The sequence below is a fragment of the Pseudonocardia sp. Ae331_Ps2 genome (assembly GCF_001932405.1).
Taxonomy (GTDB): Bacteria; Actinomycetota; Actinomycetes; order Mycobacteriales; family Pseudonocardiaceae; genus Pseudonocardia.
On the sequence record NZ_MCIM01000001.1, the window covers coordinates 3,127,661 to 3,153,763 of the forward strand.

Here is a 26,103-nt window from a genome sequence, read left to right on the forward strand (position 1 = left end):
GTGTGCGGGTCAGCGCCCGACGGGGGAGATGTTCAGGCTCATCCCGGCCAGGCCGCGGGCCTTCACGGTCAGCTTCTCCGCGATGGCGTCGAGGGCCTGCGCCGCCGCCGACTCCGGCTTCCCGAGCACGATCGGGGTGCCGGCGTCGCCGCCCTCGCGCAGCGCGACGTCGAGCGGGATCTGACCCAGCAGCGGCACCGTGGTGCCGACCGTGAGGCTCAGCGAGTCCGCGACGGTCTGCCCGCCGCCCGAGCCGAAGATCTCGTTGCGCGAGCCGTCGGGCATCTCCATCCAGGACATGTTCTCCACGACCCCGGCCAGGCGCTGGCGGGTCTGGGTGGAGATCGACCCGGCCCGCTCGGCGACCTCGGCGGCGGCCTGCTGCGGGGTGGTGACGACCAGCAGCTCGGCGTTCGGCACGAGCTGGGCGGTCGAGATGGCGACGTCGCCGGTGCCCGGGGGCAGGTCGAGCAGCAGCACGTCCAGGTCGCCCCAGAACACGTCGGCCAGGAACTGCTGCAGCGCGCGGTGCAGCATCGGACCGCGCCAGACGACGGGGGTGTTGCCGTCGGTGAACATGCCGATCGAGATGACCTTCACGCCGTGCGACTGCGGCGGCATGATCATGTTCTCGATCTTGGTCGGCCGGTCCGCGGCGCCGATCATGCGCGGGATCGAGTGGCCGTAGATGTCGGCGTCGACGACGCCGACCTTCAGCCCGCGCCGTGCCATGGCCGCGGCCAGGTTGACGGTAACCGAGGACTTGCCGACGCCGCCCTTGCCGGACGCCACACAGAAGACGCGGGTCAGCGAGCCGGGCTGGGCGAAGGGGATCACGGGCTCGTCGGCGTCGCCGCGCAGCGAACGACGCAGCTGGGTGCGCTGCTCGTCGCTCATGACGTCGAGCTCGACCTCGACCCGCTCGACGCCGGGGACCTTCGAGACGGCCTCGGTGACGCGGGAGGTGATCGTCTCCCGCATCGGGCAGCCCGCGACGGTCAGGTAGACCCCGACGTGGGCGAGGCCGTCGGCGGAGACGTCGACGCTCTTGACCATCCCCAGCTCGGTGATCGGCTTGTGGATCTCCGGGTCCTCGACGGTGCCGAGGGCGGCGCGCACGGCCTCGACGACGGTGCTGGTGCTGCTGGTGACGGACATGAGCTCCTACGACCTCTTTCCTCTCGCGTCACCCCATGCTACGTGGGCTGTTCCGGGGTATCCGGGTCACCGGCGGTGTCACGCGGCACCTCCGCGCTGACGGGGCGGTCCGGGTGTCTCTAGCATTCTTGCGATGGACGACACGACCGGCACCCCGACGCGCGAGCACCCGGTGCGCCGGCGCGTGGTCCCGACCCCGGCCGAGCTCGCGTCGTGGCGCAGCTTCCTGCGCGCGCACGCCGGCATCACCCGACGGCTCGAGGCCGAGCTGGAGAGCGAGCAGGAGCTCTCCCTGGCCGCCTACGACGTGCTCGTCCAGCTGTCCGAGGCCCCCGACCGCCGGTTGCGGATGACCGAGCTGGCCGACGCCGTGCTGCTCTCGCGTTCCGGGGTGACCCGGCTCGTCGACCGCCTGGAGCGGGTCGGGCTCGTCGCCAGGGCCAAGGTCGCCGACGACGGCCGCGGGGTCACCGCCCGGCTCACCGACACCGGCTACGAGCGCCTGCGCACCGCCGCGGTCACCCACCTGCGCGGAGTCCGCGCGCACTTCGTGGAGCGGCTCGACGCCGAGGACCTCGCCGCGCTCGAGCGCATCATGGGCCGCCTGATCCCCTGAGCGCTCAGCGTTCCTTCTTGCGCATCTTCTTCCGGGCACCCGGCTCGACCGGGGGTTCCTCGCCGCGGCTGCGGGCCACGGCGTCGTCGAGCCGGTCACCCAGCTTCTCCAGCTCACCGCGCAGGTAGTCCCGGCTCGCGGTCTCCCCGACGGCCAGCCGCAGCGCCGCCAGCTCCCGGGCGAGGAACTCGGTGTCGGCCTTCGTCCGCTCGGCACGCCTGCGGTCCTCGTCCAGCGCGATCCGGTCCCGGTCGTCCTGCCGGTTCTGGGCCAGCAGGATCAGCGGTGCGGCGTACGCGGCCTGGGTGGAGAACGCCAGGTTGAGCAGGATGAACGGGTACGGGTCCCACCGGCCCACCCAGGCGAACCCGTTCAGTGCGATCCACACGACGACGATCACCGTCTGGATGGCGAGGAAGCGACCCGTCCCGAGGAACCGGGCGATCCGCTCGGAGAACCGGGCGAACCCGTCCGGGTCCACCTCGAACCGCCGACGCCCGACGCGCGGCTGGTCCAGCCGCCGACCGATCCCCGGCTCAGCCACCGTGCACCTCCCCGTCGCGCGAGCGGCCGTTGCCGCCGTTCGCGGCAGCGGCCAGCGGGCCGCCGTGCACCTCGCCCGGGGCGAGGTCGCGGTCGCGCCAGCCCTGCGGCAGCAGGTGGTCCAGCACGTCGTCGACGGTGACCGCGCCCAGCAGGTGGTCCTCGGCGTCGACGACCGGGCCCGCCACCAGGTTGTAGCTGGCGAAGTAGCGGGTCACCTCGCCGAGCCCCGCGTCGGGGCCCAGCTGCGGCAGGTCGGCGTCGACCATGCCCGCGACCAGCTCGAACGGCGCCGCCCGCAGCAGCTGCTGGGCGTGCACGCAGCCCAGGTAGCGCCCGGTCGGGGTCGCCGTCGGCGGGCGGACGACGAACACCATCGACGCCAGGGCCGGCGGCACCTCCGGGTTGCGCACCCGGGCGAGCGCCTCGGCGACGGTCACGTCCGGCGCCAGGGTGATCGGCTCCGGGGTCATCAGGCCGCCCGCGGTGTCCCACTCATAGCGCATCAGGCGGCGCACGGGTTCGGACTCGTCGGGCTCCATGAGCTCCAGCAGCCGACCGGCCTCGTCGTCGTCGAGCTCGCCGAGCAGGTCCGCCGCGTCGTCCGGGCTCATCGCCTCCAGGACGTCGGCGGCGCGGTCGTCGTCGAGGTAGCCGAGCAGCTCGCGCTGGTCGGACTCGGACAGCTCCTCGAACACGTCGGCGAGCCGCTCGTCGTCCAGGGCGTCGACGACGTGCCGCTGCCGGTCGTCGGGCAGCCGCGACAGCGCCGCGGCGACGTCGGCCGGGCGCATCGAGTCGAACACCGCGAGCAGCCGGTCCGCACCCTGCGCGGCGGCGACGTCCAGCCCGGACACGGCCTCCCAGCCGTACACCTCGACCCGTGGCCTGCGCGCCAGCCGGGTCCGCCGGAACCGCAGCGCGACCTTGGTGATCACCCAGTCCCGGGTCCGGCTCGGCTCGATCGCGACGTCGACCACCGAGCCCTCGGTCCCGTTCTCGCGCACCGTCGCGGGGGAGTTCAGCAGCTGGCCGAGCACCCGGGTCTCGTTGGGGCGCTGGTCGAACGAGCGCAGGCTCACCGAGCCGCTGGCCAGCGTCACCGCGGTCGGGGCGATGTCGGCGACCCGCAGCATCGGCACGAAGATGCTGCGGCGCGCGGACAGGTCCACGACCAGGCCCAGCACCCGCGGCGGATGGCTGTCCACGCGCAGCGACACCACGACGTCGCGGACCTTGCCGATCCGCTCGCCGTCCGGGCCGTAGACGGCCAGGCCGGCCATCCGCGCGACGAACACCCGTACCGAGGCCATGGCGCCGAGACTAGGACCCCCGGCGGTCCCGCGGCCGCCCCGGCCGTGTGACTAGGCTCGCCCGCCGTGAACGACCCGCAGCACGATCCCGGCCGGGACCCCGAACCCCTCCGCTACGACATCGTCGACGTGTTCACCGACCGTCCGTACGCCGGCAACCCGCTGGCCGTCGTCCACGGCGCCGAGGCGCTGTCCACGGCCCGGATGCAGGCCATCGCGCGGGAGTTCAACCTGTCGGAGACCACGTTCCCGCTGGCCCCGACCGGCGACGCCGAGGGCGGCGCGGACTACCGGGTGCGGATCTTCACCCCGCTCGCCGAGCTCCCCTTCGCCGGGCACCCCAGTGTCGGCACCGCCTGGGTGCTGGCCCGCGACGGCGTCATCGGCGAGGGCGACCGCGTGCAGGAGTGCGGCGCCGGGCTGCTGCCGGTGCGGGTCGACGGGACCGGCGCCCGGGTGTGGGGCGGCACGCCGTCGATCGGCGCCGAGCTGGACGCCGTCCGCCTCGCCGCCGCGCTCGGCCTCGGCCCCGACGACGTCGACGGCGCCGCCGTGCCGGGTGTGGCCGGTGCCGGGACCGACTTCGCGATCCTGCTCGTCGTCGCCGGTGCGGTCGCCCGCGCGGTGCCCGACCCCGCGGCGCTGGCCGCCGCGGTCGCCGGCAGCGGCGCGACCGGGGTGCTCGTCGCCGCCGTCGACGCCACCGCCGAGCGGGTGCACGCCCGCATGTTCGGCATCGGGATCGGGGTGCCCGAGGACCCGGCGACGGGCTCGGCCGCCGTCGCGCTCGGGATCTTCCTCGCCGACCGCGGTCTGGTCACCGACGACGGCGAGCACTCCTTCGTCGTGACCCAGGGGGTGGAGATGGGCCGTCCGTCCACGCTCTACGCCGGCGTCCGCACCGAGGGCGGGCGGGCCGTCGGCAGCTGGGTCGGCGGGACCGTCGTCGCGGTGGCCAGGGGCTCCCTGACCCCACCTCCCGAACAGGGGTGACCGACGGGTAACCCCATCTGACCACCGGCGGGTGAGAAACCAATCACCTGCACGGGGCGCCGCGGCCGTCGTCGTGCCAGCATCAGTCCCCAGCCCGAGCGCCCGGGTCGTGACGACGTCGTCGCCGCGACGCGGGCGAGGACGAACTCGACGAGGAGCCCGCCTGTGAGCACCACCCTCCGCGCCCGCCGGTCCTGCCTGGCCGTGCCCGGATCGAGCCAGAAGTTCATCGACAAGGCGCGCACGCTGAACTCCGACCAGGTCTTCCTCGACCTGGAGGACGCCTGTGCCCCGCTGGCCAAGCCCGGTGCGCGGAAGACGATCGTGGAGGCCCTCAACGAGGGCGGCTGGGGCGAGAAGATCCGCGTCGTCCGGGTCAACGACTGGACCACCGAGTGGACCTACCGCGACGTGATCGAGGTCGTCGAGGGCGCGGGCGCGAACCTCGACGCGATCATGCTGCCGAAGGTGCAGACCCCTCAGCAGGTCGTCGCGCTGGACCTGCTGCTCACCCAGATCGAGAAGACGAACGGTCTCGAGGTCGGGAAGATCGGCATCGAGGCGCAGATCGAGAACGCGCTGGGCCTGACGAACGTCAACGCGATCGCCACCGCGTCCCCGCGCGTCGAGACGATCATCTTCGGCCCGGCCGACTTCATGGCCTCGATCAACATGAAGTCCCTGGTCGTCGGCGAGCAGCCCCCCGGCTACGACGTGGGCGACGCCTACCACCACATCCTCATGTCGATCCTGATGGCGGCCCGCGCGCACGACAAGCAGGCCATCGACGGGCCGTACCTGCAGATCAAGGACGTGGACGGATTCCGCCGGGTCGCCGGCCGCTCGGCCGCGCTGGGCTTCGACGGCAAGTGGGTGCTGCACCCCGGCCAGATCGACGCCGCCAACGAGACCTTCTCCCCGGCGCAGAGCGACTACGACCACGCCGAGAACATCCTCGACGCCTACGAGTACTTCACCTCCGAGGCGGGCGGCAAGCGCGGCGCGGCGATGATCGGCGACGAGATGATCGACGAGGCCAGCCGCAAGATGGCGCTGGTCATCTCGGGCAAGGGGCGCGCGGCGGGCATGACCCGCACCGACAAGTGGACCCCGCCGGAGGCGTGAGAGCAGCTTGCGCAACGAACCTCAGCGCTGAGGGCCCGACCGCCCGCCGACCGACGACGCTCACCGAGGAGTAACCAGCATGGCCCGGCTCGCTCAGACCGCCGGTCTGACCGACATCCAGACCGAGATCCTGTCGACCGTCCGCTCGTTCGTGGACAAGGAGATCATCCCGCACGCGACCGCCCTGGAGCACGCGGACACCTACCCGCAGGACATCGTCGACGGGATGAAGGAGATGGGGCTGTTCGGCCTCATGATCCCGGAGGAGTACGGCGGTCTCGGCGAGTCGCTGCTCACCTACGCCCTGGTGGTCGAGGAGATCGCCCGCGGCTGGATGAGCGTCTCCGGTGTGATCAACACCCACTTCATCGTGGCGTACATGCTCCGCCAGCACGGCACGCAGGCGCAGAAGGAGAAGTACCTGCCGAAGATGGCCACGGGGGAGACCCGCGGCTCGTTCTCGATGTCCGAGCCGGACCTGGGCTCCGACGTGGCGGCGATCAAGACCAAGGCCGTGCAGGACGGCGACGAGTACGTCATCGACGGCGCCAAGATGTGGCTGACCAACGGTGGCACGTCGAACCTGACCGCGGTGCTGGTGAGGACCGACGAGGGCGCCGAGCGCCCGCACCAGAACCTCACCACCTTCCTCGTCGAGAAGCCCACCGGCTACGGCGAGGTCGCCCCCGGCCTGGTCGTCCCCGGCAAGATCGACAAGATGGGCTACAAGGGGGTCGACACCACCGAGCTGGTGTTCAAGGGCCACCGGATCTCCGGTGACCAGATCCTCGGCGGGGAGCGCGGCAAGGGCTTCGCGCACATGATGGACGGCGTCGAGGTCGGCCGGGTGAACGTCGCCGCCCGCGCCTGCGGCATCGCGATCCGGGCCTTCGAGCTCGGTGTCTCCTACGCCCAGCAGCGCTCCACCTTCGGCAAGCCGATCGTGGCGCACCAGGCTATCGCGTTCAAGATCGCCGAGATGGCGACCAAGGTCGAGGCCGCGCACCTGATGATGGTCAACGCCGCACGTCTGAAGGACCGCGGTGAGCGCAACGACGTCGAGGCCGGCATGGCCAAGATGCTCGCCTCGGAGTACTGCAAGGAGGTCACCGAGGAGGCGTTCCGCATCCACGGCGGCTACGGCTACTCCAAGGAGTACGAGATCGAGCGCCTCATGCGCGAGGCGCCGTTCCTGCTCATCGGCGAGGGCACCTCGGAGATCCAGAAGACGATCATCTCCCGGGGGCTGCTGCGCGACTACAAGCTGCGCTGACCGCACCCGCGTCCACGGCCCCGTACCCCGTCCCGGGGGTGCGGGGCCGTGTCGTTCGGTCGGTGGGGTGTGACCTGCGGCTCCGCGACTAGTCTTCGGGGCACGTCGCGGTCCGGTCGAACGTTGCACCGACGACGAGACAGGACATCTTCCACGAGGAGCACGCCATGACCAATCCCTTCGGCGGCCAGACTCGTCCGGCTCCGGGCCTGCCGCAGCTGCCCACTCCGCCGACCGGGTGGCCGGTGGGTTCCTACGCCACCTACGAGGAGGCGCAGCGGGCCGTCGACCACCTCGCCGACTCCGACTTCCCGGTCGCCGACGTGACGATCGTCGGCGTCGACCTGATGCTCGTCGAGCGGGTCATCGCCCGCCTGACCTGGGGCCGGGTACTCGCCTCCGGCGCGGCGCAGGGTGCCTGGCTGGGCCTGTTCGTCGGGCTCCTGCTGTTCATGTTCTCCCCGGACGGCAACTTCCTGCCCATCCTCGTCGGCCTGGTGTCCGGCGCGGTGTTCTTCATGGCCTTCGCCGCGGTCAGCTACAGCGCGAGCAAGGGCCGCCGGGACTTCCAGTCCGCCAGCCAGATGGTGGCGGGCCGCTACGACGTCCTGTGCGAGCCGCGCAACGCCGAGCGGGCCCGCGAGATGCTGGCCAAGCTGGCGATGGGCAGCCCCGGCGGGGGTTTCTGACCGGCTCCGGCGCCCGCACGACCCCACGGCCGTCGTCACCCGACCGGGTGGCGACGGCCGTCGTGCGTCGGCGGTCGGACATCTGTTCCCACAGGCCACATTGCCTCCTATAGTTCGCGCGTCGGACATATCGGAGGGGCGCGATGACACAGGTGTCAGGCGGACCGGCGGAGCGCGAGCTCCCGCCGGCGGCGGTGGACGAAGAGGTGCTCCTCGCCGAACAGCGGGCGTGGACCCCGTGGAAGATCGCGGTGTGGGTGGGGATCGCCCTGCTGGGCGGTCTGGCGTGGGTGATGCTCGCGCTGGTCCGCGGGGAGACGGTCAACGCGATCTGGTTCGTGTTCGCCGCGGTGAGCACCTATGCGATCGCGTACCGGTTCTACTCCCGCTACATCGAGAACAGGCTGCTGCGTCCGGACGACCGGCGCGCCACCCCGGCCGAGTACAAGGAGAACGGACAGGACTTCCTGCCGACCGACCGGCGGGTCCTCTACGGCCACCACTTCGCCGCGATCGCCGGTGCCGGTCCGCTCGTCGGCCCGGTCCTGGCCGCGCAGATGGGGTACCTGCCCGGCACGATCTGGATCATCGTCGGGGTCATCGTCGCCGGTGCGGTCCAGGACTACCTGGTGCTGTTCTTCTCGATGCGCCGCGGCGGGCGCTCGCTGGGCCAGATGGCCCGCGAGGAGCTCGGCCGGGTCGGCGGCATCGCCGCGCTGATCGCGACCCTCGCCATCATGATCATCCTGATCGCGGTGCTCACCCTGGTCGTCGTCAACGCCCTCGGCGAGAGCCCCTGGGGCGTCTTCTCGGTCGCGCTGACCATCCCGATCGCCCTGTTCATGGGTGTCTACCTGCGCTTCCTGCGGCCGGGGAAGGTCTCCGAGGTCTCCTGGATCGGCTTCGCGCTGCTGATCGGCGCGATCGTCGCCGGCGGCTGGGTCGCCGAGACCGGCTGGGGCCAGGCACTGTTCACCCTGGACCGCACCACCATCGCCTGGGGCGTGATCATCTACGGCTTCGTGGCCGCGGTGCTCCCGGTCTGGCTGCTGCTCGCCCCGCGCGACTACCTGTCGACGTTCATGAAGATCGGCACGATCGTGCTGCTCGCCGTGGCGATCATCGTCGTCCGCCCGGAGCTGGCCGCGCCCGCGTTCAGCGAGTTCGCCGGCCGCGACGACGGCCCGGTCGTCGCCGGGTCGCTGTTCCCGTTCCTGTTCGTGACGATCGCCTGCGGCGCGCTGTCGGGCTTCCACGCCCTGATCTCCTCGGGGACCAGCCCGAAGCTGATCGAGAAGGAGCGCCAGACCCGCCTGATCGGCTACGGCGGCATGCTCATGGAGTCCTTCGTGGCGATCATGGCGCTGGTCGCGGCGCTGTCGATCGACCGCGGGCTCTACTTCGCGATGAACTCGCCCGCGTCGCTGACGCTCGGGACGGTCGAGGGCGCTGCCGCGTTCGTGAACCAGCTCGGGCTGATGGGCGTCAACATCACCCCCGACCAGCTCGCGACGACCGCGGCCCTGGTCGGCGAGGAGTCCGTCGTCTCGCGCACCGGTGGCGCCCCGACCCTCGCGGTCGGCCTGGCGAACATCATGGCGCAGTTCATCGGCGGGCCGGCGATGATGAGCTTCTGGTACCACTTCGCGATCATGTTCGAGGCGCTGTTCATCCTCACCGCCGTCGACGCGGGCACCCGGGTGGCGCGCTTCATGCTGCAGGACGCCATCGGCACCGTGGTCCCGCGGTTCGCCGACACCTCGTGGAAGCCGGCCGCCTGGATCTGCACCGCGCTGATGGTCGGTGGCTGGGGCGCGATCCTGGTGATGGGGGTGACCGACCCGCTCGGCGGGATCAACACGCTCTTCCCGCTGTTCGGCATCGCGAACCAGCTGCTGGCGGCGATCGCGCTCGCGGTCTGTCTGGCCATCGCGGCGCGGCGCGGGCACGTGCGCTACCTGTGGATCATCGTCGTTCCGCTGGCGTTCGCCGCCGTCGTGACGGTCACGGCGTCGATGTACAAGATCTTCTCCGCGAACCCCAAGATCGGGTACTGGGCACAGCACTTCGCGTTCCGGGAGGCCATCGCGTCCGGGGAGACGAGCTTCGGCACCGCGGGCACCCCGCAGGCGATGGCGGCGGTCGTCCGCAACACCTTCGTGCAGGGCACGCTGTCGATCCTCTTCGTGACGCTCGCGCTCGTCGTGATCGTCGCCGCGGTCCTGGCCGCCTGGAGGTCGATCGCGATGGGCGGCCGCCCGGACAACGAGGACGATCCGGTGCCCTCTCGGCTCTACGCCCCGGCCGGGATCATTGCGACCCCGGCGGAGAAGGAGCTGGAGAAGGAATGGACCGAGGCGGTCGGGACCCCGGCCCGGTCGGGGCACTGACCGTGGCGGCCAGGACGCTCACCCGGCTGCGGGCGCTGCACGACTGGTGGCGTGGAGTGATCGGGGCGGACCTGTACGACCGCTACCTCGACCACCACCGTCGCAGCGGGCACGACCACCCGCCGATGAGCGAGCGGGAGTACTGGCGGGTCCGCACCGCGTACCAGGAGAGCAACCCGCAGGGTCGCTGCTGCTGAGGTGGCGCCGTTCCGACCGGTCCCGTTGCGCCGCACGGGTGGCCGGGCATCCACGTTCGGCCCAGCGCGCCCTCCCGGGTGGGTGTCACACCCCACCGGGGAGGGCGCGTCGGGTTCCGGACTCGGGTCGGTGCGGGCAGGATCAGGCCCCGTGAGCGGCGAGGCGTGGCAGGAGAGCGACCAGATCCGCCCGGCCACGGTGCACCGTGCCTACGGGCGAGGCGCCGCGGGCTACGACGCCTTCGTCGCGACCCTGCCCGGCTACCGCACCCACCTGCGGGTGTCGGCCTCGCGAATGGGGCTGGGCGACGGCCACGGCCTGCGGCTGCTCGACGTCGGCTGCGGTACCGGGGTGTCCACCGAGGCGCTGTTGACCAGCGTCGGGGGTGCCGAGGTGGTCGCGGTCGACGCGTCCGCGGAGATGCTCGCCGTCGCCCGGCGGAAGAACTGGTCGCCCCGGGTGACGTTCGTGCACTCCCGGTTGGAGACCCTCGCCGAGGCCGGTGTCGAGGGCCCGTTCGACGGGATCCTCGCGTCCTTCCTGGTGACCAACCTGCCCGACGCCGAACACGGCCTGCGCCGGCTGCTGAGCCTGCTCGCCCCCGGCGCTCCGCTGGCGGTGCACGACTACGCCGTCAGCGGCCGGAGCCGGATGCGGTGGACGGCGGCGAACTGGACCTGGATGCTCCCGATGGCCTCGCTGCGCTGGGGGGCGGCGGATCTCGCGCGCTACCGGGCCCGGCGGATCGCGACGGCCGGTGGGCCCGAGCAGATGGTGCACCGGATGGAGCGCGCCGGGTTCGACGACGTGCGCGTCCAGACCGTCGGCGGGGTCCAGCAGCACCTCGTGCACACGTTCCTGGGGCGGCGCCCCGACGAGCCCGACGTGGTGGGGGAGCGGAAGGAACGCTGCGCCCGCGGTTCGGCCATCGCCGCGGCCGGGTGGCGGCCGCGGCGGGACGAGCCCGTCCCCGCCCACGGGGACACGACCGGGCCCGTCGACGAGGGCGGCCCCGAGGACCCCGGCTACGCCGAGACGCTCCCGGACCAGGTGCTCGACGGCGACGACGTCGAGCTGGGCGAGGGGGACGCCGCCGTGGTCCCCGTGTCTCCTCCTGGTGCGCCCGCCGGCCCCGCGGGGCGCACCGGCGACGACGACCGGGACGACACCGGCGACGGGCCGGACGACCAGGACCGGGGTGGGTCGGGCGCCCCCGACGGCCCCACCCCCGACGAGGACCCGGACACCCGTCCGCGTGGGCACGGCGTCGCCCGGGCGCTGCGGTACGGGCTGCCGGGATCCCGGCCCGACTCCTCCAGCCCCGGCGCGCGACCCGGCCCCGGCCCCGGCGCGGGACCCGGCCCCGACTCCGCTGGACCCGACTCCGCGGGACCCGACTCCGCGGGACCCGACTCCGCAGGACTCGACTCCGCGGACCCCGGCGCGGCCGGATCCGACCCCGCTGCCGCGGGACCCGGCCCTGGAGAGCCCGACCCCGGTGCCACGGGCCCCCGGCGTCCGACACCCGGTCCTCGTCCGCGCCGCCCGGTCGGGCTCCGCCGCCCCGGCCCCCCGCGGCCGCGCCCCGGCGAGGCGCCCCCGCCCGCCGAGGACGACGAGCCGCCGACCCCGCCGACGGGCACCCGCCGGGTCTGACCGGCGGGCTCCCCGGTCCACGGCCGGCCCGTTCTGCAGCAAGGTCGGCCTGGTCGCACTGCAGGCTGCCGGAGCAGCCGTTGCCGGTGTCGATATCCCAGTCACCGCCGGACTCGCATTGCGCGAGGCGATCCCACGTCGCCGACCGGCGCTCTCCGCCGCGGCGACGTCGTTGGTAGCCGTCTGGGGCTTCTCCGGGCCACGAGGCTGCTCCCCGTCCACCGACCCGGCAGCACCGGTCTCGCTCTGCCCACCGGGGGCAGGCAGAGCGGTCCGGTGTTCCGGAGTCATCCAGCTTCCTGGAACTGCGGTGCAGACGTCGCCGATGTGGCGAATGGTGACGGAGCAGGAGCTGAGTCGGCGTTCTTCTCGTATGCCTCGATGATCTCGACCGGGATACAGCCACGCTCGGCGATCCGGTATCCGTTCTGGCGTGCCCATGAACGGATCGCATTGCTGTGCTGGTGCCGTCCAGTCGATGTCGAGGTTGACACCGTTCGGGCGCGACGCGGCCGGGCAGCGCCACTGGGCGCACGGCGAGCTGCGGGCCGGGCGTCACACCTCGGTGCGCTCGGCGACCGGGCACGCGCCGACGCGACGTACGCCTCGTGCTGCTCGGACGCTGCCGATGACCGTCGCCGCGGTGTTGCCCGCCGGTAGCGTCCGGTGAAACGACGATGCGCCGCCCCAGATTCTGGGGCGGCGCATCACGTACAAAGCCCCGGCGACATGATCACTGAGGTGATCAGGGGCCATCCGGGGCTCTTCGCGGACCACGTTACACGAACGGGCGCCAACGGGAGCAGGGATGAGCGACTGGATCGATGACTGGCTGTCGATGCCCCGGTTCGACGTCTACCTCGCCGACGCCGCCGGCGACCGCGACCTCGCCCTCGCCCGCTACGACTGGAACGCCCGCGCCGCCGCCGCGTTCCACCACGACCTCGGGCACCTCGAAGTCGGACTCCGCAACGCCTACGACCGCGCGCTGCGCGCCGCCGCCCCCGACGGCCCGCACTGGGTGTTCGCCCCGGACCGGCACTTCTCCCCCCTGCTCGAACGCACCAGGCGGGGGAAGGTCTACGACTCCAACGAGACGTCCCGGAAGGTCATCGACGCTGCCGTGCGGTCAGCGCGCCGCGCGACCGGCACGAGCCGCCCCGACCCGGGGAAGGTCATCGCCGAGATCGGCTTCGGGTTCTGGCGGTACCTGTCCGCCCGACGACTGTCCGAGCGGCTGTGGGTGCCGTACCTGCACCACGCGTTCCGACCCGGCACCGGTCGCCCCGCGGTCGACGGCCCGGTCGGTCGGCTCCACGACCTCCGCAACCGGGTCGCGCACAACGAGCCACTGATCCGGCGCAATCTCGACGCCCGCTACGCCGACATCCTCACCGTGGCGGGGTTGTTGTCGGCCGAGCTGCGTGAGCACATCGCCGGTCAGTCCCCGGTCCCAGGGGCGCTCGCGGACCGTCCGTGAAGCCCCCGGGCATGACCTTGGCCAGCGAGCCGGCCCCGCACCATGGAGCCGTCCTGCGACGCGGTCTCGTCACCGCTCGCCGGCTTTCCACCGCCTGATCGCATCACGCATCGCCCACTGCGGGTCCTCGCGCCGCCGCCGCTCCGCAGCCTGGTGTTGATCCATCCGACGTCGACGCTGCTGGCGAAGCTCCGCGAGGTACGCCCGCCCCTCATCGGTCGGCCAGCCGTCTGCATCGACGAGCCCGTACCGGCGCAGCCACCGCAGCGCAGTCCGCGGCTGCGACTCAGGGCCCTGCCCTCCCTCGACGAGGCGGTGCAACGTCGCGTGCTGGAGCGGCGTCAGGTCCACACCCCAGATCCTCGCTCAGCACGTAGCCGCGCTGCTACCGGGGCGCGAACCTCACTGCGATTCCCGCACTCCGGCCCGCCAACGAGGGGACGGCCTCGTCGCCTTCGGCGGGTTAGGGCCGATCGGCGGGGAACAGCGTGGTCTGTTCCGGAACTCCGGCCTCCGGCGTGCCGGTGCGTGACGCGCACTTGCGGCACGTCACGGGATCGCTGGTGGCCAGGAGATCGCCGGCGGCGGCGAAGCCGGACCAGCCCTGGTGGCAGGGGGGCACCGGAAGGGACAGGTCTCCGAGCCAGGTCCGGAACGTGACGGCATGCACGACCCGGGACCGCCCGATGCGCAACTGGTGGTCGGTGAACCGCTCGACCTGCGCGCGGGCGAAGTCCTCAGGATCGACCCGACGCGGGAACAGCTCCAGAGCGATGGTCACCGCGCACCTCCTCCCACCGGCGTCCCGGCCTCACCTCGAAGCCTGACACAGGGGACCGACAGCGACCGTTCAGCACGGGTCGCAGAGTCTGGTCGAGCGGGTTGGGGCGGCTGCTGGCGGTGGCAGGTTGGCCCGCGGTCCCGGCCGGCTCGGCCGCAGGTACGCCGGGTCCCGTGAGAGGGCAGCTACCCGCCAAGAAGATCGGTCGTGCATCGGCGGGCGCGGTCGCAGGATGGGCGTACTCCACTATGGCCGAGCTATGGCCGATAAACGGGCAGAACGGATCAACGTCACGATCTTGCTTGTTCAGTTTCGGAACTTCGCAGGGAGTGCAGCGACCGCACGGTGGCTCCGCGACCGAGTGCGCGCGTGGCCGCCTCCTGAAGCACGGGGCCGTCGAGCATCGGGTCGGTGAGCGGCAGCCCGATCTCCACCGCGTCGGCGCCCGCAGCAGCGCACGCCCGCACATGATCGGTCCACGCCGGGATGACGCCGGTCTACAGCCAGCCGTTGCGGCGGAAGTTGCGGTACAGCAGCCCGCACAGCGTCGCGATGACGAGCAGGACCATCGGGTAACCGAAGTCCCAGTGCAGCTCGGGCATCGAGTCGAAGTTCATGCCGTAGACACCGGCGATCATCGTCGGCACCGAGATCAGGCCCGCGTAGGCGGTGATCTTCCGCATGTCGTTGTTCTGTCGCATGCTGATCTTCGCGAGGACCGCGTCGACCAGGGTGGTCAGCAGCTCGTTGAAGCCCGCCACCTGCTCGGCGACGCCACCGAGGTGGTCGTCGACGTCGCGGAAGTAGGACCGCACGTCGTGCGGGACCAGGGCGCTGTAGCCCTCGGCGAGCTTGCGCATCGGCCCGACCAGCGGCATCACGGCGCGGCGCAGGTCGAGGATCTCGCGCTTCATGACGTAGATCTGCTCGGGGTTCATCGTCGAGCGCGGAGAGAACACCTCGGCCTCGACGGCGTCGATGTCGTCCTCGATCTGCCGGCAGACCTCGATGTAGGAGTCCACGACGTGGTCGGCGATCGCGTGCAGCACCGCGGCCGGGCCGAGGGACAGCTGCTCGGGGTCGTCCTCCAGGCGTCGGCGCACCTCGCGCAGGCCGGTGTGGCGGCCGTGCCGGACGGTCACGACGAAGTCGCGCCCGAGGAACGCCATGACCTCGCCGGTCTCGACGATCTCGTTCGACGTCGTCGGGTCGGCGTGCCCGACGTAGCGGACGGTCTTGAGCACCATGAACAGTGTGTCGTCGTAGCGCTCGAGCTTGGGGCGGTTGTGCGCGTGCACCGCGTCCTCGACGGCGAGCTCGTGCAGCCCGTAGGTCTCGGCGATGCCGGAGATCTGCTCCTCGTCGGGCTCGTGCAGCCCGATCCAGACGAAGCCCTCGCCGCGCTCGCGCACCTCGGCGATGGCCTCGTCGTGTGTCCAGCGGCCGGGGAGCCGGTGGCCGTCGAGGTAGACGCTGCAGTCGACGACGTAGGCGGACAGGGGGACACGCAGCCGGACGGGCGGGCTCGCGGCGGCCCGCGCCGCGGCGCGCTCGGCGCGCCGGGACGGGCGGATGGTGGGGCGCAGCTGGGAGAGCGAGGGCATCACGAGGACCACCTCCGGGCGTGCCGGTGCGGCTCGGGGGACGAGCGGCACCGGATGACGGTGCGACCGCGCAGGGCGGCCGCCGGGCCGGAACTCGCCTCCCGCCGGGATCAGCCCCGGACGTACCTCGGGGCCGTGCGCAGCGGGAGGCGGCACCTACTGCTCGCCGGTGTCTGGGACGCGGACACCGCACTCACCTCCCTGCTGTTCGGCGGACCGTCCTGTGTCTCGTCCGTACGCCGGCCGACGTCACCGTGATGTGACATCCCCGACCGCGCACGTGTGAGCCGGACCGCCCTTCCTCGCGCGGGCCACCGGATAGATTACTCCCGCAACGAATCGACGGCGTGATGGGAGCGTGAACGGTGCAGTTCGGGCGCTACTACGAGGAGTTCGAGGTCGGTGCCGTCTACAAGCACTGGCCCGGCAAGACGGTCACCGAGTACGACGACCACCTGTTCTGCCTCCTCACCATGAACCACCACCCGCTGCACATGGATGCGCACTACGCGGAGGAGACGACCGACTTCGGCAAGAACGTCGTGGTCGGCAACTACATCTACTCGCTGCTGCTGGGCATGTCGGTGCCGGACGTGTCGGGCAAGGCGATCGCGAACCTCGAGGTCGAGTCGCTCAAGCACACGAAGCCGACCTTCCACGGCGACACGATCTACGGCGAGACCGAGGTCCTCGACAAGACCCCGTCGAAGTCCAAGGACGACCGCGGCGTGGTGTACGTCGAGACCCGCGGCTACAAGCAGGACGGCACCGTCGTCTGCACCTTCCGCCGCAAGGTCATGGTGCCGAAGCGGTCCTACGGCGACAGCCGCGGCGGCGAGCAGCCCGGCCGTCCCACGCCGCAGGTCTGACCCGACGGCCGCACCCCGGCGCACCGGCCCCCGACTCCCACCGGAGCGGGGGCCGTCGTGTGTCACCCACACGCATACCGCCGGGGCGGTCGGGCACCCGCCGTGGTGGTCAGGCCCGGGGCAGACAGTCCCAGCCGCCGAGGGTCTCGGTGAGGCCCTCGACGACGGCCAGCGCCGCGTAGCCCGCCCGGTCGACGAACCGGGCGTCGGTGGCGTCGTCGCCGGCCCGCGGCGCACCCGCGTCCGCCGCGAGGGCGCAGACGTAGTCGGCGATCCGGTACGGGCCTCGGAACACCACCCCGGCGAGCCGGCCGGGGACCACCGTCAGACCGGTCTCCTCGGCGAGCTCGCGGACCACCGCGTCGTGCTCGCTCTCGCCGGCCTCGACCCGCCCACCGGGGACCGACCACAGCCCCCGACCAGGCTCGTTGGCCCGGCGGACGAGCAGCAATCGTCCGTCCGGGTCGAACACGATTCCACCCACGCAGGCGACGTGTCGGCTACTGTCGGTCATCCGAAACGACGGTACGCTGCTCGGGTGCCGGTACCGGGGCCAGCCGGCCCTCCGGTACCAATGACATGTCTGTGTGTCCGACACACCGAGAAACGGGTGGGCAGGGAACGTGAAGAAGATCCTGATCCTGGTTGCGGTGGCGCTGGGGATCTTCCTGGTGATCACCAATCCCAATGGTGCAGCCGGTTCGGTCACCAACGTCGGCAACATCCTCTACGACGCCGCGCAGTCCGTCTCGGTGTTCGTCACCAACCTGATCTGAGCCCGTGCTCGCGCCCCGGGAGATCGACGAGTACCTGCTCCCCACGGAGCGGCGCGTCATCCGTGTGCGCCAGCACTGGGCGGTGATGGTCAAGCACATCTGGCAGACCGCGCTGTTCATCATCGTGGTCGTCGGGATCGAGCAGCTGCTCGACCGCCCCGGGACCGACCCGGTCCTGGACGTCGTCGTCGACAACCTGGCGTTCTACCTGGTCGTCGTCGCGGTCCTGCGCTACACGGCGCTGTCGATCCTCTGGTGGATCGAGCGGATCGTGATCACCGACAAGCGGGTGATGATCGCCCAGGGGATCATCGTGCACAACGTCGGCATGATGCCCCTGGGCAAGGTCACCGACCTCACGTTCCAGCGTTCGCTGTCCGGGCGCATGCTCGGCTACGGGACCATGGTCGTCGAGTCCGCGGGGCAGATCCAGGCGCTCAACCGCATCGACTACATGCCGAGGCCCGAGGAGATCTACGAGGCGCTCTCCGAGCTGGTCTTCGGGGAGAAGGGCAAGACCCGCGCGACGGGCATGCTCGCCAAACCACGCTGGCGGCGCTGACCCGCGTGTCCGTCGCGGGATGCGCGCGCGCCGCGCGGCGCTAGTGTCGGTCACGTGTCCGTCATCGACTTGCACGCCCACTCCACCGCGTCCGACGGCACCGACTCCCCGGCCGGGCTGGTCCGGGCGGCCGGCGCCGCGGGGCTCGACGTCGTCGCGATCACCGACCACGACACCACCGGTGGCTGGGCCGACGCGGCAGCGGCGCTCCCGCCGGGGCTCGCGCTGGTGCGCGGCGCGGAGTTCTCCTGCCTGAGCCCGACCGGCCGCACGGGCGAGCCGCGCTGCTCGGTGCACCTGCTGGGCTACCTGTTCGACCCCGAGCACGCCGCGATCGTCGCGGAGCAGGAGCGGCTGCGGGCCGAGCGCGTGCAGCGGCTGGAGACGATGATCGGGCGGATGGCCGCCGACGGGTACCCGGTCGACGTCGAGACCGTGTTCGCGCACCTGCCCGAGGGTGGTAGCGCGGGCCGGCCGCACCTGGCCCGCGCGCTCGTCGCGGCCGGCGTCGTCGGGTCGGTCGACGAGGCCTTCGCCGAGCTGCTGCACAACGACAGCCCCTACTACGTCCCGCGTGCCGACACCCGGGTCGAGACGGCCGTCGAGATGATCGTCGCGGCCGGCGGGGTCGCGGTGTTCGCGCACCCGCTGGCCCGCACGCGTGGTGTGGTCGTGGAGCCGTCGGTGCTCGTCGACCTGATCGGCTGGGGGCTGGGCGGGATCGAGGTCGACCACCCGAACCACGCCTCGGTCGACCGCGAGCTGCTGCGCGGGATCGTCGCCGAGCACGGCCTGCTCGCGACCGGCTCCAGTGACTACCACGGCACCAACAAGACGACCCCGCTCGCGCAGGAGACGACCGACCCGGAGGTCTACGCGGCCCTGACCGAACGGGCCACCGGCGTCCCCGTGCTGCACGGCTGATCCGGCGGCACCGCGTGACGGTGGGTCGCCGGGAGTGAGCGACGGTCGGTGACCGTCCGGGAGTACCGTGGCGCCCATGGCCCGGACCACCGCTCCCGCCACCGGGGCCCCGGACGGTCAGCTCGGCCTGGACCTGCTCGACCCCGGCTTCGGTGCGACCGCACTGCACCGGGTCACCCCGGCCCGGCTCGACACCTGGGACGCCTGCCCGCGCCGCTACCGGATGCTGCACGTCGACCGCCCGGCCCCGTCGCGGGGCGGCGGGTTCGCCCACACCACGCTCGGTGCGGTGGTGCACCTGGCGCTGCGCTCGCTGGCGGCCCTGCCCGTCGATCGGCGCACCCCGGAGCAGGCCGCGGCACTGGTGGACCGGCACTGGACCGGCGAGGGGTTCGCCGACGACGCCCAGGCCGCCCGGTACCGCGAGCGTGCCCGGGACTGGCTGGCCGCCGTCGTCGACGGCCCGGTCGGGCGGGACGAGCCGCTCGCGGTCGAGCGGTGGGTACGGGCCCCCGCCGGGCCGCTGCTGGTCGAGGGCCGGGTCGACCGGATCGACGAGCGCGACGGCGAGGCCGTCGTCGTCGACTTCAAGACCGGGCGCCGGGTGCCGACCGCGGCCGACGCCGCCGCGTCCCGCCAGCTCGCGCTCTACGCCGTCGCCACCGCCTCGGTGTTCCGCCGCCCCTGCCGCACCGTCGAGCTGCACCACGTGCCGACCGGAACCGTCGCCGTGCACACCCACGACCAGGTCTCCCTCGACCGGCACGTCGCCGCGGCCGCAGGGTCCGCCGACGCCGCCGCCGGGGCGACGACCGCGCTGGCCGACGGCGGCGACGCCGACACGCTCTTCCCGGTCCGCACCGGTGCGCACTGCGGGACCTGCGCGGTCCGCCGCCACTGCGCCGCCGGCCGCGCCGCCGTGCCGGAGCCGCGACCGTGGGACCTGCTCGCCCCGTGACCGCCGACCCGCAGTTCCCCGGCCCCCCGCGGCACGGCCGACCCCCGATCCCGCCACGCCCGCCGGGCGCGCCCGCCCCGTACCGTGCCGGGCCGTCGCACGGGCGCCAGCACCCCGGCCCCGACGGCTACGGCCCCCGCCCGCCGGTCCCGCCGTCCGGTCCGCCCCGCAGGCGCGGTGACGTCGGGTCCCCGGCCGGTCCACGCCCCACCGAGGCCCTGCCCGCGTCCCGCCGCGCGCCGCGCCGCGGTCTGTCCTCCGGTCCCGCCGAGCCGCCCCGCGACGACGAGCACCCCGCCGCCCGCGCGCCCGGCCGGCGGGCCGACCGCCGCCGCGCCGAGGAGAACGCACGTCGGGCACGGCGCCGTGCCCCCGGACCCGACGTCGACGGGGCAGGCGCCCGGCTGCTGCGGGGCCTGGCCGGGGTGCTCGCCGGCGGACTCGTGGTGCTCGCGCTCGGGCTGGTCGTCGTGGAGTGGGTGGCCGGGAGCAGCGGGGTCCCCGGCCCCGGGGCCGGTGCGATCGTCGCGCACGCGGGGGCGGCGGCCGTCGCCGTCGTGGGCCAGGTCGTCGCGGACCGGCGGCGCGACCGCACCGGGCTGCTCGCCGCGCTCGGGGTGATCGTGACGGCGTCGCTGGTGCTCGGGCTCGGCTGGTTCCTGTAGGGGAGCGCGGCCGTCCCGACTCAGCCGGCGGGCCCCAGCACGACGATCTCGCTGCCGCGCAGCTCGACCAGCAGCGCGCCCTGGGCGGCGAGCAGCACCGGTCCGGCCACCGGGCCGCGGTCCACCGGCAGGGTCCGGGCGACGACGCCGGTGGCCGGGTCGACGTCGGCGATCCCGCCGGGGACGGGCACGAGCAGCCGGTCGCCGTAGCGGGTGCCCGGGCCGAGGGTGCCCGGCAGGCTCCAGCGCGGCTGGAGGCTGCGGGTGTCCAGCGCGACGGTCGCCCCGCCGGTCCACCAGTAGCGGTTCCGGTCGTCGGCGGTCGTGCGGGCGACGCCGTCGGCCGGGGCGGCGACCGTCGCACCCGCCTCGACCGGGAACTCCCCGATGCCGCGCCCGCCTCCGTCGTAGAGGGCCAGGCGGGGGACGCCCGGCAGCAGGACGGCGACGCGCTCGGACGACGCGGCGATCACCTGCGCGCCGTCGGTCCCGATGACCGACGACGAGTCGAACGCGGGCCGGTCGCCCTCGGTGCGGCTGGGACGCAGCACCGTCAACCGCTCGGACGGCTCACCGGGGCAGCGCTCCAGGATCACGGCGCGGTCCTCGGCGGCGGCGAAGGACCCGAACGTGCACCCCGACCGCGGCTGCGAGCCGGGCTCCTCCAGCGCGCGCACCGTGCCGTACTCGGCGGTGCGGACCAGGTCGGAGCGGAAGGTCTCGACGTAGTCCTGGCCGGTCGCGAGCACCGGGTCCTGGCCGATCAACCGGGTGCCGGGCCGGGCGTCGAGGGTTCTGGCCGGTCCGCGGGCGCCGGAGTCGGGCTGGAGCGTGGAGAGCTCCGAGCAGTACTCGTCGTTGCGGTAGAGCGCGAGCACGCGACCGTCGGCGAACCCGGTGGTGCACAGCGGGAGGTCGCGTTCGTAGCTCCAGCGCTCGGCGCCGGTGCGCGCGTCGCGCCCGGAGACCCGCGACCCCTCGGCGACGGCGACGCCGTCCCCGACCGCCAGCGGCACCGGGGTGTCCGGGCTGGCCGCCCGCCACAGCTCGGTGAACCCGGCCGGGACCGGGCCGACCGGTGGTGGCGGGGCGGGGGCGGTCGCGGCCGTCACCGACTCGGTGTGCGCGGCCGGGCTCTGCACCGCGTAGAGCACCGCGACCCCGGCCAGCAGCAGCACGAGCACCGCGGCGACCAGTCGGTCGCCGCGGTGTCGTCGTTCGGCGGGGATGCCCGGGAGCGGGAGCCGGTCCCGCAGGGGGCGGCCGCGCAGCACGCGTGGTGTCAGCTGGCGGCCGCGTCGGCCCCGTCGGCGGACTCGCCGCCACCGGGTCCGCGCCGCGACCCGCCGCGGCGGCGACGACGGCGCGGCGTGGCCGCCCCGCCCTCGGCCGACGCGCCGGCGTCCGGCCCGTTCTGCGGGGCGCCCTCGGTGGAGCCCGCGGCGGCGGCACCCTCGGCGGTGGTCGAGGCACCCGCCTCGACCGCGACGCCGCCCCGGGTCCGGGAACGGGAGCGGTTGCGCCGCGGGCGGCGACCGCCCTCGTCGCCGTCGCCGTTGCGGCTGGCCTCGCGGCTGCCACCGTCACGGCCACCACCGTCACGGCCGCCACCGTCGCGACGGCTGCCGCGCGGCTTGCGGGCGCCCTGGTGGTCGCCGTCGGAGTCGATGTACTCGGCGTCGAGCCCGGCGCGGGTGCGCGCGGACAGCGGGAGCCGCCCGGACGCCGTCGTCGGGATGTCGAGGTCGGTGAACAGGTGGTCCGAGGTCGAGTAGGTCTCGACCGGCTCGTCGATGCCCAGCGACAGGTCGTCGGAGATCATCTTCCAGCGCGGGGTCTCGTCCCAGTCCACCAGCGTGACCGCGACGCCCTCGCGTCCGGCGCGGCCGGTGCGGCCGATCCGGTGCACGTAGGTCTTGGCGTCCTCGGGGCACTGGTAGTTGATGACGTGCGTGACGCCGCTGACGTCGATGCCACGGGCCGCGACGTCGGTCGCGACCAGCACGTCGACCTTCTCCGCGCGGAACGCGCGCAGTGCCTGCTCGCGAGCGCCCTGGCCGAGGTCACCGTGCACCGCCGCGGCGGCGAAGCCGCGCTCGGCGAGGTCGTCGGCGACGCGCTGGGCGGTCCGCTTGGTCCGGGTGAAGATCATGGTGAGGCCGCGGTCCTTGGCCTGCAGGGCCCGGGTGACCAGCTCGACCTTGTCCATCGCGTGCGCGCGGTAGACCAGCTGCTTGGTCCGCTCGTGGATGGAGCCCTGGTCGGCCTCCTCCGCGCGGATGTGCGTCGGGCGGGTCAGGAACGCCCGCGAGAGCTGCACGATCGGGCCTGGCATGGTCGCCGAGAACAGCATCGTGTGCCGCTCCTCGGGGAGCATGCGCAGGATCCGCTCGACGTCGGGCAGGAAGCCCAGGTCCAGCATCTCGTCGGCCTCGTCCAGGACGAGTGCCTTGACCCGGCCGAGGACCAGGTGGCGCTGCTCGGCGAGGTCGAGCAGCCGGCCCGGGGTGCCGACGATGACGTCGACGCCCTTGCGCAGGGCCTCCAGCTGCGGCTCGTAGGCCCGGCCGCCGTAGATGGCGACGACGCGCACGCCCAGGTTCTTGCCCGCGGCGGCGATGTCCCGGGCGACCTGCACGCACAGCTCGCGGGTCGGGACGACGACGAGCGCCTGCGGGACGTCCTTGGTGCGGTCGGCGGCCTCGCCCTCGGCGGTGGCGGCGGGGCGCTCACCGGGCGGGGTGATCCGCTGCAGCAGCGGGACGCCGAAGCCCAGCGTCTTGCCGGTGCCGGTGCGGGCCTGGCCGATGACGTCCTCGCCGGCGAGTGCCAGCGGGAGGGTGAGCTCCTGGATCGCGAACGTGCGCACGATGTCGTTCTCCGCGAGCGCGGAGACGATCTCGGGCCGTACGCCGAGCTCGGCGAAGGTCGGGGGGAGCTTCTCGCCGCCGGGGTTGGTCACGCCGAGCGGGGTCTCGCTGGGGGTGATGCCGGTGGGCAGGAAGCCCGGGTCGGCCTCGGGGGTGTCGGCGCTGTCGCTTCGGGACAGTGTGATCGCCTCTCTCCGCGCACAGGAGCCGTGGCGTGGCTCGTCGACCGGCCCCGGGCCGTCGGGACGGTCCGGGCGGGAGAGCAGCCGAGGCGCTGCGCGCACCAGTACGGGTGCGGGTCCCGGTGAGACGTGCTCGGCCGGGTCGGCCGCTCGTCCCGTTACCCGGTCCCCGCGCGGTGGGCGCGTCCCCGTGGAGTCCCATGAGCCCGAAATCCGGTGACGCGCTGACCGCATGGTACCCGCCACGGCGCCCGAACACGACGGCGCGGCCGTCGCCGGGTGGGGTGAGTTGCCTCGCGCCGTGGTCGCGACGGCCGTCGCGGGCCGCCCGGCCGGCCGGTAGGGCCCGGTTAGGGTGGCGTCCATGACCACTGGAGGCGACGCGCCGACGGCCGCGACCGTGGAGCTGCTCGGCGTGCTGGCCTACGGCGAGCTGTCGGCGTTCGACCGGCTCGCCGAGGACGCCCGGGCCGCGCCGACGCTGGCCGGCCGCGCGCAGCTGTCGACGATGGCCGCCGCCGAGATCGGCCACTTCCGCCTGATCGAGGACCACCTGGGCCGCAGCGGGATCGCCGTCGCGGACGCGATGGCGCCGTTCGTCGCGCTGATCGACAGCTACCACGCCTCGACCGCCCCGCGGAGCTGGCTGGAGTCGCTGGTCAAGGCCTATCTCGGCGACGGTCTCGGCGCCGACTTCTACCGCGAGGTCGCGGGCTGGGTGGATCCCGGCACCGGCGACCTGGTGCAGCGGGTGCTCGCCGACACCGGGCACTCCGCCTTCGCCGAGCGCGAGGTGCAGGCCGCCTGCGCCGCCAACCCGGCGCAGCGCGACCGGCTGGCCCTGTGGGGCAGGCGGCTGCTCGGCGAGGCCGTCACCCACGCCCAGCGGGTCGTCGCCGAGCGCGACGAGCTGGCCGAGTTCATCGTGCTCGGCTCGGGGGAGAAGGGCGGCGTGGCCGGGCTCATCCGGACGGTGCAGACCGCGCACGGCCGCCGGATGGGCAGGCTCGGACTCTCCTGAGTCCCGGCCCGGTGGTCGGGGTCGCGGCTCGCCGATGCTCCGGCCCGATCTCGACTAGCCTGGCGCGGGCAAGGTGATCAGAAGTGACGGATCGGGAGGACCACCGGTGAAGGTCAAGATCGGCATCGCGGAGACCCCGCGGGAGCTCGTGGTGTCCAGCGACCGCACGCCGGACGAGGTGGCCCAGCTCGTGAGCGGGGCGATGAAGTCCGACGACGGGCTGCTGGACCTCACCGACGACGAGGGCCGTCGCTACGTCGTCCCGGTCGCGCGCATCTCGTACGTGGAGATCGGCCCGTCCGAGGAGCGCCGGGTCGGGTTCGGCCTCAGCGGCTGAGCGCACCCGGGGTCGTCCGGGCCCGGTACCCGTCCGCGGGGCCGGGCCCGACGCGTGTCCGGGGGAGGGGGCCGGTCAGTCGGTCTCCGGCGGGGGCGGCCCGTCCAGGGCGAACGGCGGCCTGCCGGTGCCGGTGATCCGGAACCGGTCCCACACGTCCGGCTCGGACAGCGTGCCGACGGCCGTGTGCCCGGGCGTCCGGACCTCTGCGGTGCCGCCGCGGCTGCCCAGCAGCGCGGTGAGCCGGGGGTGCGCGGCGACCCGGCCCGCCCAGTGCAGCCTGCCGTCGAAGGGCTCGTGCCGGGCGTCGAGGAGCACCTCGACCTCGACCGTCTCCTCGCCCAGCACCAGGGTGGCGGGGCCGCGGTAGCCCTCGTCGCGGTCGTGGTCGTGGTCGTGGTCGGCGCTCACCGGTCCTGCACCGAGCCCTCGTGCACCTGTGGCTCGGGGACCAGCCGCAGGATGTCGGCGGTCGCGGTGGGGGAGTCGAGCCCGGCGACGCCGGCGATCCCGCCCCAGATCAGTGCGGACAGGTAGTTGGTGAGCGCGTCACGGCTCATCGTCCGGCGCTCCAGCCACCACTCGCCCGCGGTCTGGACCATCCCGATGATCCCGTGCGCCCACGCCTCGGCGCCGCCGGAGTCGCGGCCCTGGGCGCGCAGCCGCTCCCCGAACAGCGTGGTCAGCAGGGCGCCGATCTGGCCGCGCACGTCCTGCGCGATCTCGGCGCCCGGCACCGGCTCGGCCGGGTTCGCGACGACGAACCGGTACAGCTGGGGCTCCTCCTCGATCATCCCGAGGTAGGCGTCGATGACGGCGGCGACGTGCTCGATCGGCTCGGCGTCGATCGCCAGCACCGGGTAGATCCGCTGCATCAGCATGTCCGCGGCGTGCTCGCTGACGGCGCGCTGCAGGTCGGCGCGGTCGGCGAAGTGCCGGTAGAGCACCGGCTTGGTGATGCCGGCCGCGCCGGCGATCTGGGCGACCGAGACCCCGGCACCGTGTTCGCGGATCGCGTCGACGGCGGCGGCGACCATCTCGGTCCGCCGTTCCTCCCGTCGGCGGCTGCGCGCATCGGGCTTGACATCCCTCGGGTCCTGGGGCACGTTACCAGTGGTAA

General features: G+C 73.3%; 31 protein-coding genes and 1 pseudogene. 18 read left to right on the forward strand and 14 right to left on the reverse strand.

What is annotated here, in order from left to right:
- Positions 1 to 9 precede the first annotated feature (9 nt).
- The gene (locus Ae331Ps2_RS15070; protein ID WP_075308171.1) at positions 10 to 1,158 is read right to left on the reverse strand and encodes an Mrp/NBP35 family ATP-binding protein; all 1,149 of its coding nucleotides are present in this window, start codon (positions 1,156 to 1,158) and stop codon (positions 10 to 12) included.
- A gap of 133 nt (positions 1,159 to 1,291) precedes the next feature.
- Here Ae331Ps2_RS15070 and Ae331Ps2_RS15075 point away from each other — a divergent pair, with 133 nt between their 5' ends.
- Positions 1,292 to 1,774 (forward strand): MarR family winged helix-turn-helix transcriptional regulator, encoded by a 483-nt coding sequence (locus Ae331Ps2_RS15075; RefSeq protein WP_020624330.1) that lies wholly within the window; start codon positions 1,292 to 1,294, stop codon positions 1,772 to 1,774.
- Between the two features lie 4 nt (positions 1,775 to 1,778).
- Here the strand turns inward: Ae331Ps2_RS15075 and Ae331Ps2_RS15080 are convergent, their stop codons facing one another.
- Positions 1,779 to 2,318, reverse strand: a complete 540-nt coding sequence (locus tag Ae331Ps2_RS15080) for a DUF1003 domain-containing protein (protein WP_075308169.1) — start codon at positions 2,316 to 2,318, stop codon at positions 1,779 to 1,781.
- The gene (locus Ae331Ps2_RS15085) at positions 2,311 to 3,630 is read right to left on the reverse strand and encodes a magnesium transporter MgtE N-terminal domain-containing protein (RefSeq protein ID WP_075308167.1); all 1,320 of its coding nucleotides are present in this window, start codon (positions 3,628 to 3,630) and stop codon (positions 2,311 to 2,313) included. The genes Ae331Ps2_RS15080 and Ae331Ps2_RS15085 overlap by 8 nt, the downstream gene beginning before the upstream one ends.
- 66 nt (positions 3,631 to 3,696) lie before the next feature.
- Here Ae331Ps2_RS15085 and Ae331Ps2_RS15090 point away from each other — a divergent pair, with 66 nt between their 5' ends.
- From Ae331Ps2_RS15090 to Ae331Ps2_RS32070, 7 genes are all read left to right on the forward strand, one after another.
- Positions 3,697 to 4,623, forward strand: a complete 927-nt coding sequence (locus tag Ae331Ps2_RS15090; protein WP_075308165.1) for a PhzF family phenazine biosynthesis protein — start codon at positions 3,697 to 3,699, stop codon at positions 4,621 to 4,623.
- 165 nt (positions 4,624 to 4,788) lie between these two features.
- A complete protein-coding gene (locus Ae331Ps2_RS15095; RefSeq protein ID WP_075308163.1) occupies positions 4,789 to 5,748 on the forward strand; it encodes a CoA ester lyase in 960 nt (319 codons plus the stop codon).
- Between the two features lie 79 nt (positions 5,749 to 5,827).
- The gene (locus Ae331Ps2_RS15100; RefSeq protein ID WP_075308161.1) at positions 5,828 to 7,021 is read left to right on the forward strand and encodes an acyl-CoA dehydrogenase family protein; all 1,194 of its coding nucleotides are present in this window, start codon (positions 5,828 to 5,830) and stop codon (positions 7,019 to 7,021) included.
- Positions 7,022 to 7,188: 167 nt separating this feature from the next.
- On the forward strand, positions 7,189 to 7,710 hold the full coding sequence (locus Ae331Ps2_RS15105) for a general stress protein (protein ID WP_020623571.1): 522 nt from the start codon (positions 7,189 to 7,191) through the stop codon (positions 7,708 to 7,710).
- A gap of 143 nt (positions 7,711 to 7,853) precedes the next feature.
- The gene (locus tag Ae331Ps2_RS15110; protein WP_075308159.1) at positions 7,854 to 10,100 is read left to right on the forward strand and encodes a carbon starvation CstA family protein; all 2,247 of its coding nucleotides are present in this window, start codon (positions 7,854 to 7,856) and stop codon (positions 10,098 to 10,100) included.
- Entirely contained in the window at positions 10,058 to 10,297 is a 240-nt protein-coding gene (locus Ae331Ps2_RS15115; protein ID WP_020623569.1) for a YbdD/YjiX family protein, read from the forward strand. Before Ae331Ps2_RS15110 ends, Ae331Ps2_RS15115 begins: the two co-directional genes overlap by 43 nt.
- Positions 10,298 to 10,448: 151 nt before the next feature.
- A complete protein-coding gene (locus Ae331Ps2_RS32070) occupies positions 10,449 to 11,954 on the forward strand; it encodes a trans-aconitate 2-methyltransferase (RefSeq protein ID WP_075308157.1) in 1,506 nt (501 codons plus the stop codon).
- 55 nt (positions 11,955 to 12,009) lie between these two features.
- Here the strand turns inward: Ae331Ps2_RS32070 and Ae331Ps2_RS33985 are convergent.
- Both Ae331Ps2_RS33985 and Ae331Ps2_RS33305 read right to left on the reverse strand, forming a co-directional pair.
- A pseudogene (locus Ae331Ps2_RS33985) lies at positions 12,010 to 12,303 on the reverse strand (transglycosylase family protein); the annotation flags it as partial.
- The gene (locus Ae331Ps2_RS33305) at positions 12,242 to 12,448 is read right to left on the reverse strand and encodes a histone-like nucleoid-structuring protein Lsr2 (protein WP_075308155.1); all 207 of its coding nucleotides are present in this window, start codon (positions 12,446 to 12,448) and stop codon (positions 12,242 to 12,244) included. The pseudogene Ae331Ps2_RS33985 and the gene Ae331Ps2_RS33305, both read right to left, overlap by 62 nt.
- Here Ae331Ps2_RS33305 and Ae331Ps2_RS31280 point away from each other — a divergent pair.
- Both Ae331Ps2_RS31280 and Ae331Ps2_RS15135 read left to right on the forward strand, forming a co-directional pair.
- On the forward strand, positions 12,433 to 12,624 hold the full coding sequence (locus tag Ae331Ps2_RS31280) for a hypothetical protein (protein ID WP_139318806.1): 192 nt from the start codon (positions 12,433 to 12,435) through the stop codon (positions 12,622 to 12,624). The genes Ae331Ps2_RS33305 and Ae331Ps2_RS31280 overlap by 16 nt on opposite strands.
- A 138-nt stretch (positions 12,625 to 12,762) precedes the next feature.
- Positions 12,763 to 13,434 (forward strand): hypothetical protein, encoded by a 672-nt coding sequence (locus Ae331Ps2_RS15135; RefSeq protein ID WP_075308153.1) that lies wholly within the window; start codon positions 12,763 to 12,765, stop codon positions 13,432 to 13,434.
- A 69-nt stretch (positions 13,435 to 13,503) separates the two neighbouring features.
- Here the strand turns inward: Ae331Ps2_RS15135 and Ae331Ps2_RS15140 are convergent, their stop codons facing one another.
- The 4 genes from Ae331Ps2_RS15140 to corA all read right to left on the reverse strand — a co-directional run bounded on the left by Ae331Ps2_RS15140 (position 13,504) and on the right by corA (position 15,819).
- Positions 13,504 to 13,785 carry a hypothetical protein gene (locus tag Ae331Ps2_RS15140; RefSeq protein WP_020623566.1) on the reverse strand — a complete coding sequence of 94 codons (282 nt, stop codon included), beginning with the start codon at positions 13,783 to 13,785 and terminating at the stop codon, positions 13,504 to 13,506.
- A gap of 112 nt (positions 13,786 to 13,897) precedes the next feature.
- Positions 13,898 to 14,215 (reverse strand): hypothetical protein, encoded by a 318-nt coding sequence (locus Ae331Ps2_RS15145; RefSeq protein ID WP_083695580.1) that lies wholly within the window; start codon positions 14,213 to 14,215, stop codon positions 13,898 to 13,900.
- 290 nt (positions 14,216 to 14,505) lie between these two features.
- Positions 14,506 to 14,682, reverse strand: a complete 177-nt coding sequence (locus Ae331Ps2_RS15150) for a tryptophan synthase subunit alpha (protein WP_255407881.1) — start codon at positions 14,680 to 14,682, stop codon at positions 14,506 to 14,508.
- A gap of 30 nt (positions 14,683 to 14,712) precedes the next feature.
- Complete coding sequence (gene corA / locus Ae331Ps2_RS15155; protein WP_075312332.1) at positions 14,713 to 15,819, reverse strand: magnesium/cobalt transporter CorA; 1,107 nt, start codon at positions 15,817 to 15,819, stop codon at positions 14,713 to 14,715.
- 365 nt (positions 15,820 to 16,184) lie between these two features.
- Here corA and Ae331Ps2_RS15160 point away from each other — a divergent pair, with 365 nt between their 5' ends.
- Positions 16,185 to 16,688 (forward strand): MaoC family dehydratase, encoded by a 504-nt coding sequence (locus tag Ae331Ps2_RS15160; RefSeq protein WP_020623563.1) that lies wholly within the window; start codon positions 16,185 to 16,187, stop codon positions 16,686 to 16,688.
- Positions 16,689 to 16,797: 109 nt separating this feature from the next.
- Here the strand turns inward: Ae331Ps2_RS15160 and Ae331Ps2_RS15165 are convergent, their stop codons facing one another.
- Positions 16,798 to 17,202 (reverse strand): NUDIX hydrolase, encoded by a 405-nt coding sequence (locus Ae331Ps2_RS15165; protein WP_043277853.1) that lies wholly within the window; start codon positions 17,200 to 17,202, stop codon positions 16,798 to 16,800.
- A gap of 109 nt (positions 17,203 to 17,311) precedes the next feature.
- On the opposite strand from Ae331Ps2_RS15165, the gene Ae331Ps2_RS15170 reads away from it, so the two are divergent.
- The 5 genes from Ae331Ps2_RS15170 to Ae331Ps2_RS15190 all read left to right on the forward strand — a co-directional run bounded on the left by Ae331Ps2_RS15170 (position 17,312) and on the right by Ae331Ps2_RS15190 (position 20,573).
- A complete protein-coding gene (locus tag Ae331Ps2_RS15170) occupies positions 17,312 to 17,464 on the forward strand; it encodes a hypothetical protein (RefSeq protein ID WP_020623561.1) in 153 nt (50 codons plus the stop codon).
- A gap of 4 nt (positions 17,465 to 17,468) precedes the next feature.
- A complete protein-coding gene (locus tag Ae331Ps2_RS15175; RefSeq protein ID WP_020623560.1) occupies positions 17,469 to 18,026 on the forward strand; it encodes a PH domain-containing protein in 558 nt (185 codons plus the stop codon).
- 54 nt (positions 18,027 to 18,080) lie between these two features.
- Positions 18,081 to 18,950, forward strand: a complete 870-nt coding sequence (locus tag Ae331Ps2_RS15180; RefSeq protein WP_075308151.1) for a PHP domain-containing protein — start codon at positions 18,081 to 18,083, stop codon at positions 18,948 to 18,950.
- 76 nt (positions 18,951 to 19,026) lie between these two features.
- Positions 19,027 to 19,908, forward strand: coding sequence for a PD-(D/E)XK nuclease family protein (locus Ae331Ps2_RS15185; protein ID WP_083695583.1), 882 nt, complete (start codon positions 19,027 to 19,029; stop codon positions 19,906 to 19,908).
- Positions 19,905 to 20,573, forward strand: a complete 669-nt coding sequence (locus Ae331Ps2_RS15190) for a hypothetical protein (RefSeq protein WP_075308149.1) — start codon at positions 19,905 to 19,907, stop codon at positions 20,571 to 20,573. The genes Ae331Ps2_RS15185 and Ae331Ps2_RS15190 overlap by 4 nt, the downstream gene beginning before the upstream one ends.
- Positions 20,574 to 20,593: 20 nt before the next feature.
- On the opposite strand, the gene Ae331Ps2_RS15195 is transcribed toward Ae331Ps2_RS15190, so the two are convergent.
- Together Ae331Ps2_RS15195 and Ae331Ps2_RS15200 are read right to left on the reverse strand one after the other, a co-directional pair.
- Complete coding sequence (locus Ae331Ps2_RS15195; protein ID WP_083695585.1) at positions 20,594 to 21,847, reverse strand: hypothetical protein; 1,254 nt, start codon at positions 21,845 to 21,847, stop codon at positions 20,594 to 20,596.
- 8 nt (positions 21,848 to 21,855) lie between these two features.
- A complete protein-coding gene (locus Ae331Ps2_RS15200) occupies positions 21,856 to 23,730 on the reverse strand; it encodes a DEAD/DEAH box helicase (protein ID WP_075312326.1) in 1,875 nt (624 codons plus the stop codon).
- A gap of 259 nt (positions 23,731 to 23,989) precedes the next feature.
- On the opposite strand from Ae331Ps2_RS15200, the gene Ae331Ps2_RS15205 reads away from it, so the two are divergent.
- Positions 23,990 to 24,646, forward strand: a complete 657-nt coding sequence (locus Ae331Ps2_RS15205) for a ferritin-like fold-containing protein (RefSeq protein ID WP_020625914.1) — start codon at positions 23,990 to 23,992, stop codon at positions 24,644 to 24,646.
- 106 nt (positions 24,647 to 24,752) lie between these two features.
- A complete protein-coding gene (locus Ae331Ps2_RS15210; protein WP_020625913.1) occupies positions 24,753 to 24,983 on the forward strand; it encodes a DUF3107 domain-containing protein in 231 nt (76 codons plus the stop codon).
- A 75-nt stretch (positions 24,984 to 25,058) separates the two neighbouring features.
- On the opposite strand, the gene Ae331Ps2_RS15215 is transcribed toward Ae331Ps2_RS15210, so the two are convergent.
- Complete coding sequence (locus tag Ae331Ps2_RS15215; RefSeq protein WP_075308147.1) at positions 25,059 to 25,394, reverse strand: DUF4873 domain-containing protein; 336 nt, start codon at positions 25,392 to 25,394, stop codon at positions 25,059 to 25,061.
- The gene (locus tag Ae331Ps2_RS15220; protein WP_043280359.1) at positions 25,391 to 26,089 is read right to left on the reverse strand and encodes a TetR family transcriptional regulator; all 699 of its coding nucleotides are present in this window, start codon (positions 26,087 to 26,089) and stop codon (positions 25,391 to 25,393) included. The genes Ae331Ps2_RS15215 and Ae331Ps2_RS15220 overlap by 4 nt, the downstream gene beginning before the upstream one ends.
- Between the last annotated feature and the right edge of the window lie 14 nt (positions 26,090 to 26,103).

Bases quoted from the DNA above. Each gene is read 5' to 3' on its own strand.
- Ae331Ps2_RS15070 (WP_075308171.1), bottom strand. From the start codon at position 1,158: ATGTCCGTCACCAGCAGCACCAGCACCGTCGTCGAGGCCGTGCGCGCC.
- Ae331Ps2_RS15075 (WP_020624330.1), top strand. From the start codon at position 1,292: ATGGACGACACGACCGGCACCCCGACGCGCGAGCACCCGGTGCGCCGG.
- Ae331Ps2_RS15085 (WP_075308167.1), bottom strand. From the start codon at position 3,630: ATGGCCTCGGTACGGGTGTTCGTCGCGCGGATGGCCGGCCTGGCCGTC.
- Ae331Ps2_RS15100 (WP_075308161.1), top strand. From the start codon at position 5,828: ATGGCCCGGCTCGCTCAGACCGCCGGTCTGACCGACATCCAGACCGAG.
- Ae331Ps2_RS15105 (WP_020623571.1), top strand. From the start codon at position 7,189: ATGACCAATCCCTTCGGCGGCCAGACTCGTCCGGCTCCGGGCCTGCCG.
- Ae331Ps2_RS15110 (WP_075308159.1), top strand. From the start codon at position 7,854: ATGACACAGGTGTCAGGCGGACCGGCGGAGCGCGAGCTCCCGCCGGCG.
- Ae331Ps2_RS15115 (WP_020623569.1), top strand. From the start codon at position 10,058: ATGGACCGAGGCGGTCGGGACCCCGGCCCGGTCGGGGCACTGACCGTG.
- Ae331Ps2_RS31280 (WP_139318806.1), top strand. From the start codon at position 12,433: ATGTCGAGGTTGACACCGTTCGGGCGCGACGCGGCCGGGCAGCGCCAC.
- Ae331Ps2_RS15135 (WP_075308153.1), top strand. From the start codon at position 12,763: ATGAGCGACTGGATCGATGACTGGCTGTCGATGCCCCGGTTCGACGTC.
- corA (WP_075312332.1), bottom strand. From the start codon at position 15,819: ATGCCCTCGCTCTCCCAGCTGCGCCCCACCATCCGCCCGTCCCGGCGC.
- Ae331Ps2_RS15165 (WP_043277853.1), bottom strand. From the start codon at position 17,202: ATGACCGACAGTAGCCGACACGTCGCCTGCGTGGGTGGAATCGTGTTC.
- Ae331Ps2_RS15185 (WP_083695583.1), top strand. From the start codon at position 19,027: ATGGCCCGGACCACCGCTCCCGCCACCGGGGCCCCGGACGGTCAGCTC.
- Ae331Ps2_RS15205 (WP_020625914.1), top strand. From the start codon at position 23,990: ATGACCACTGGAGGCGACGCGCCGACGGCCGCGACCGTGGAGCTGCTC.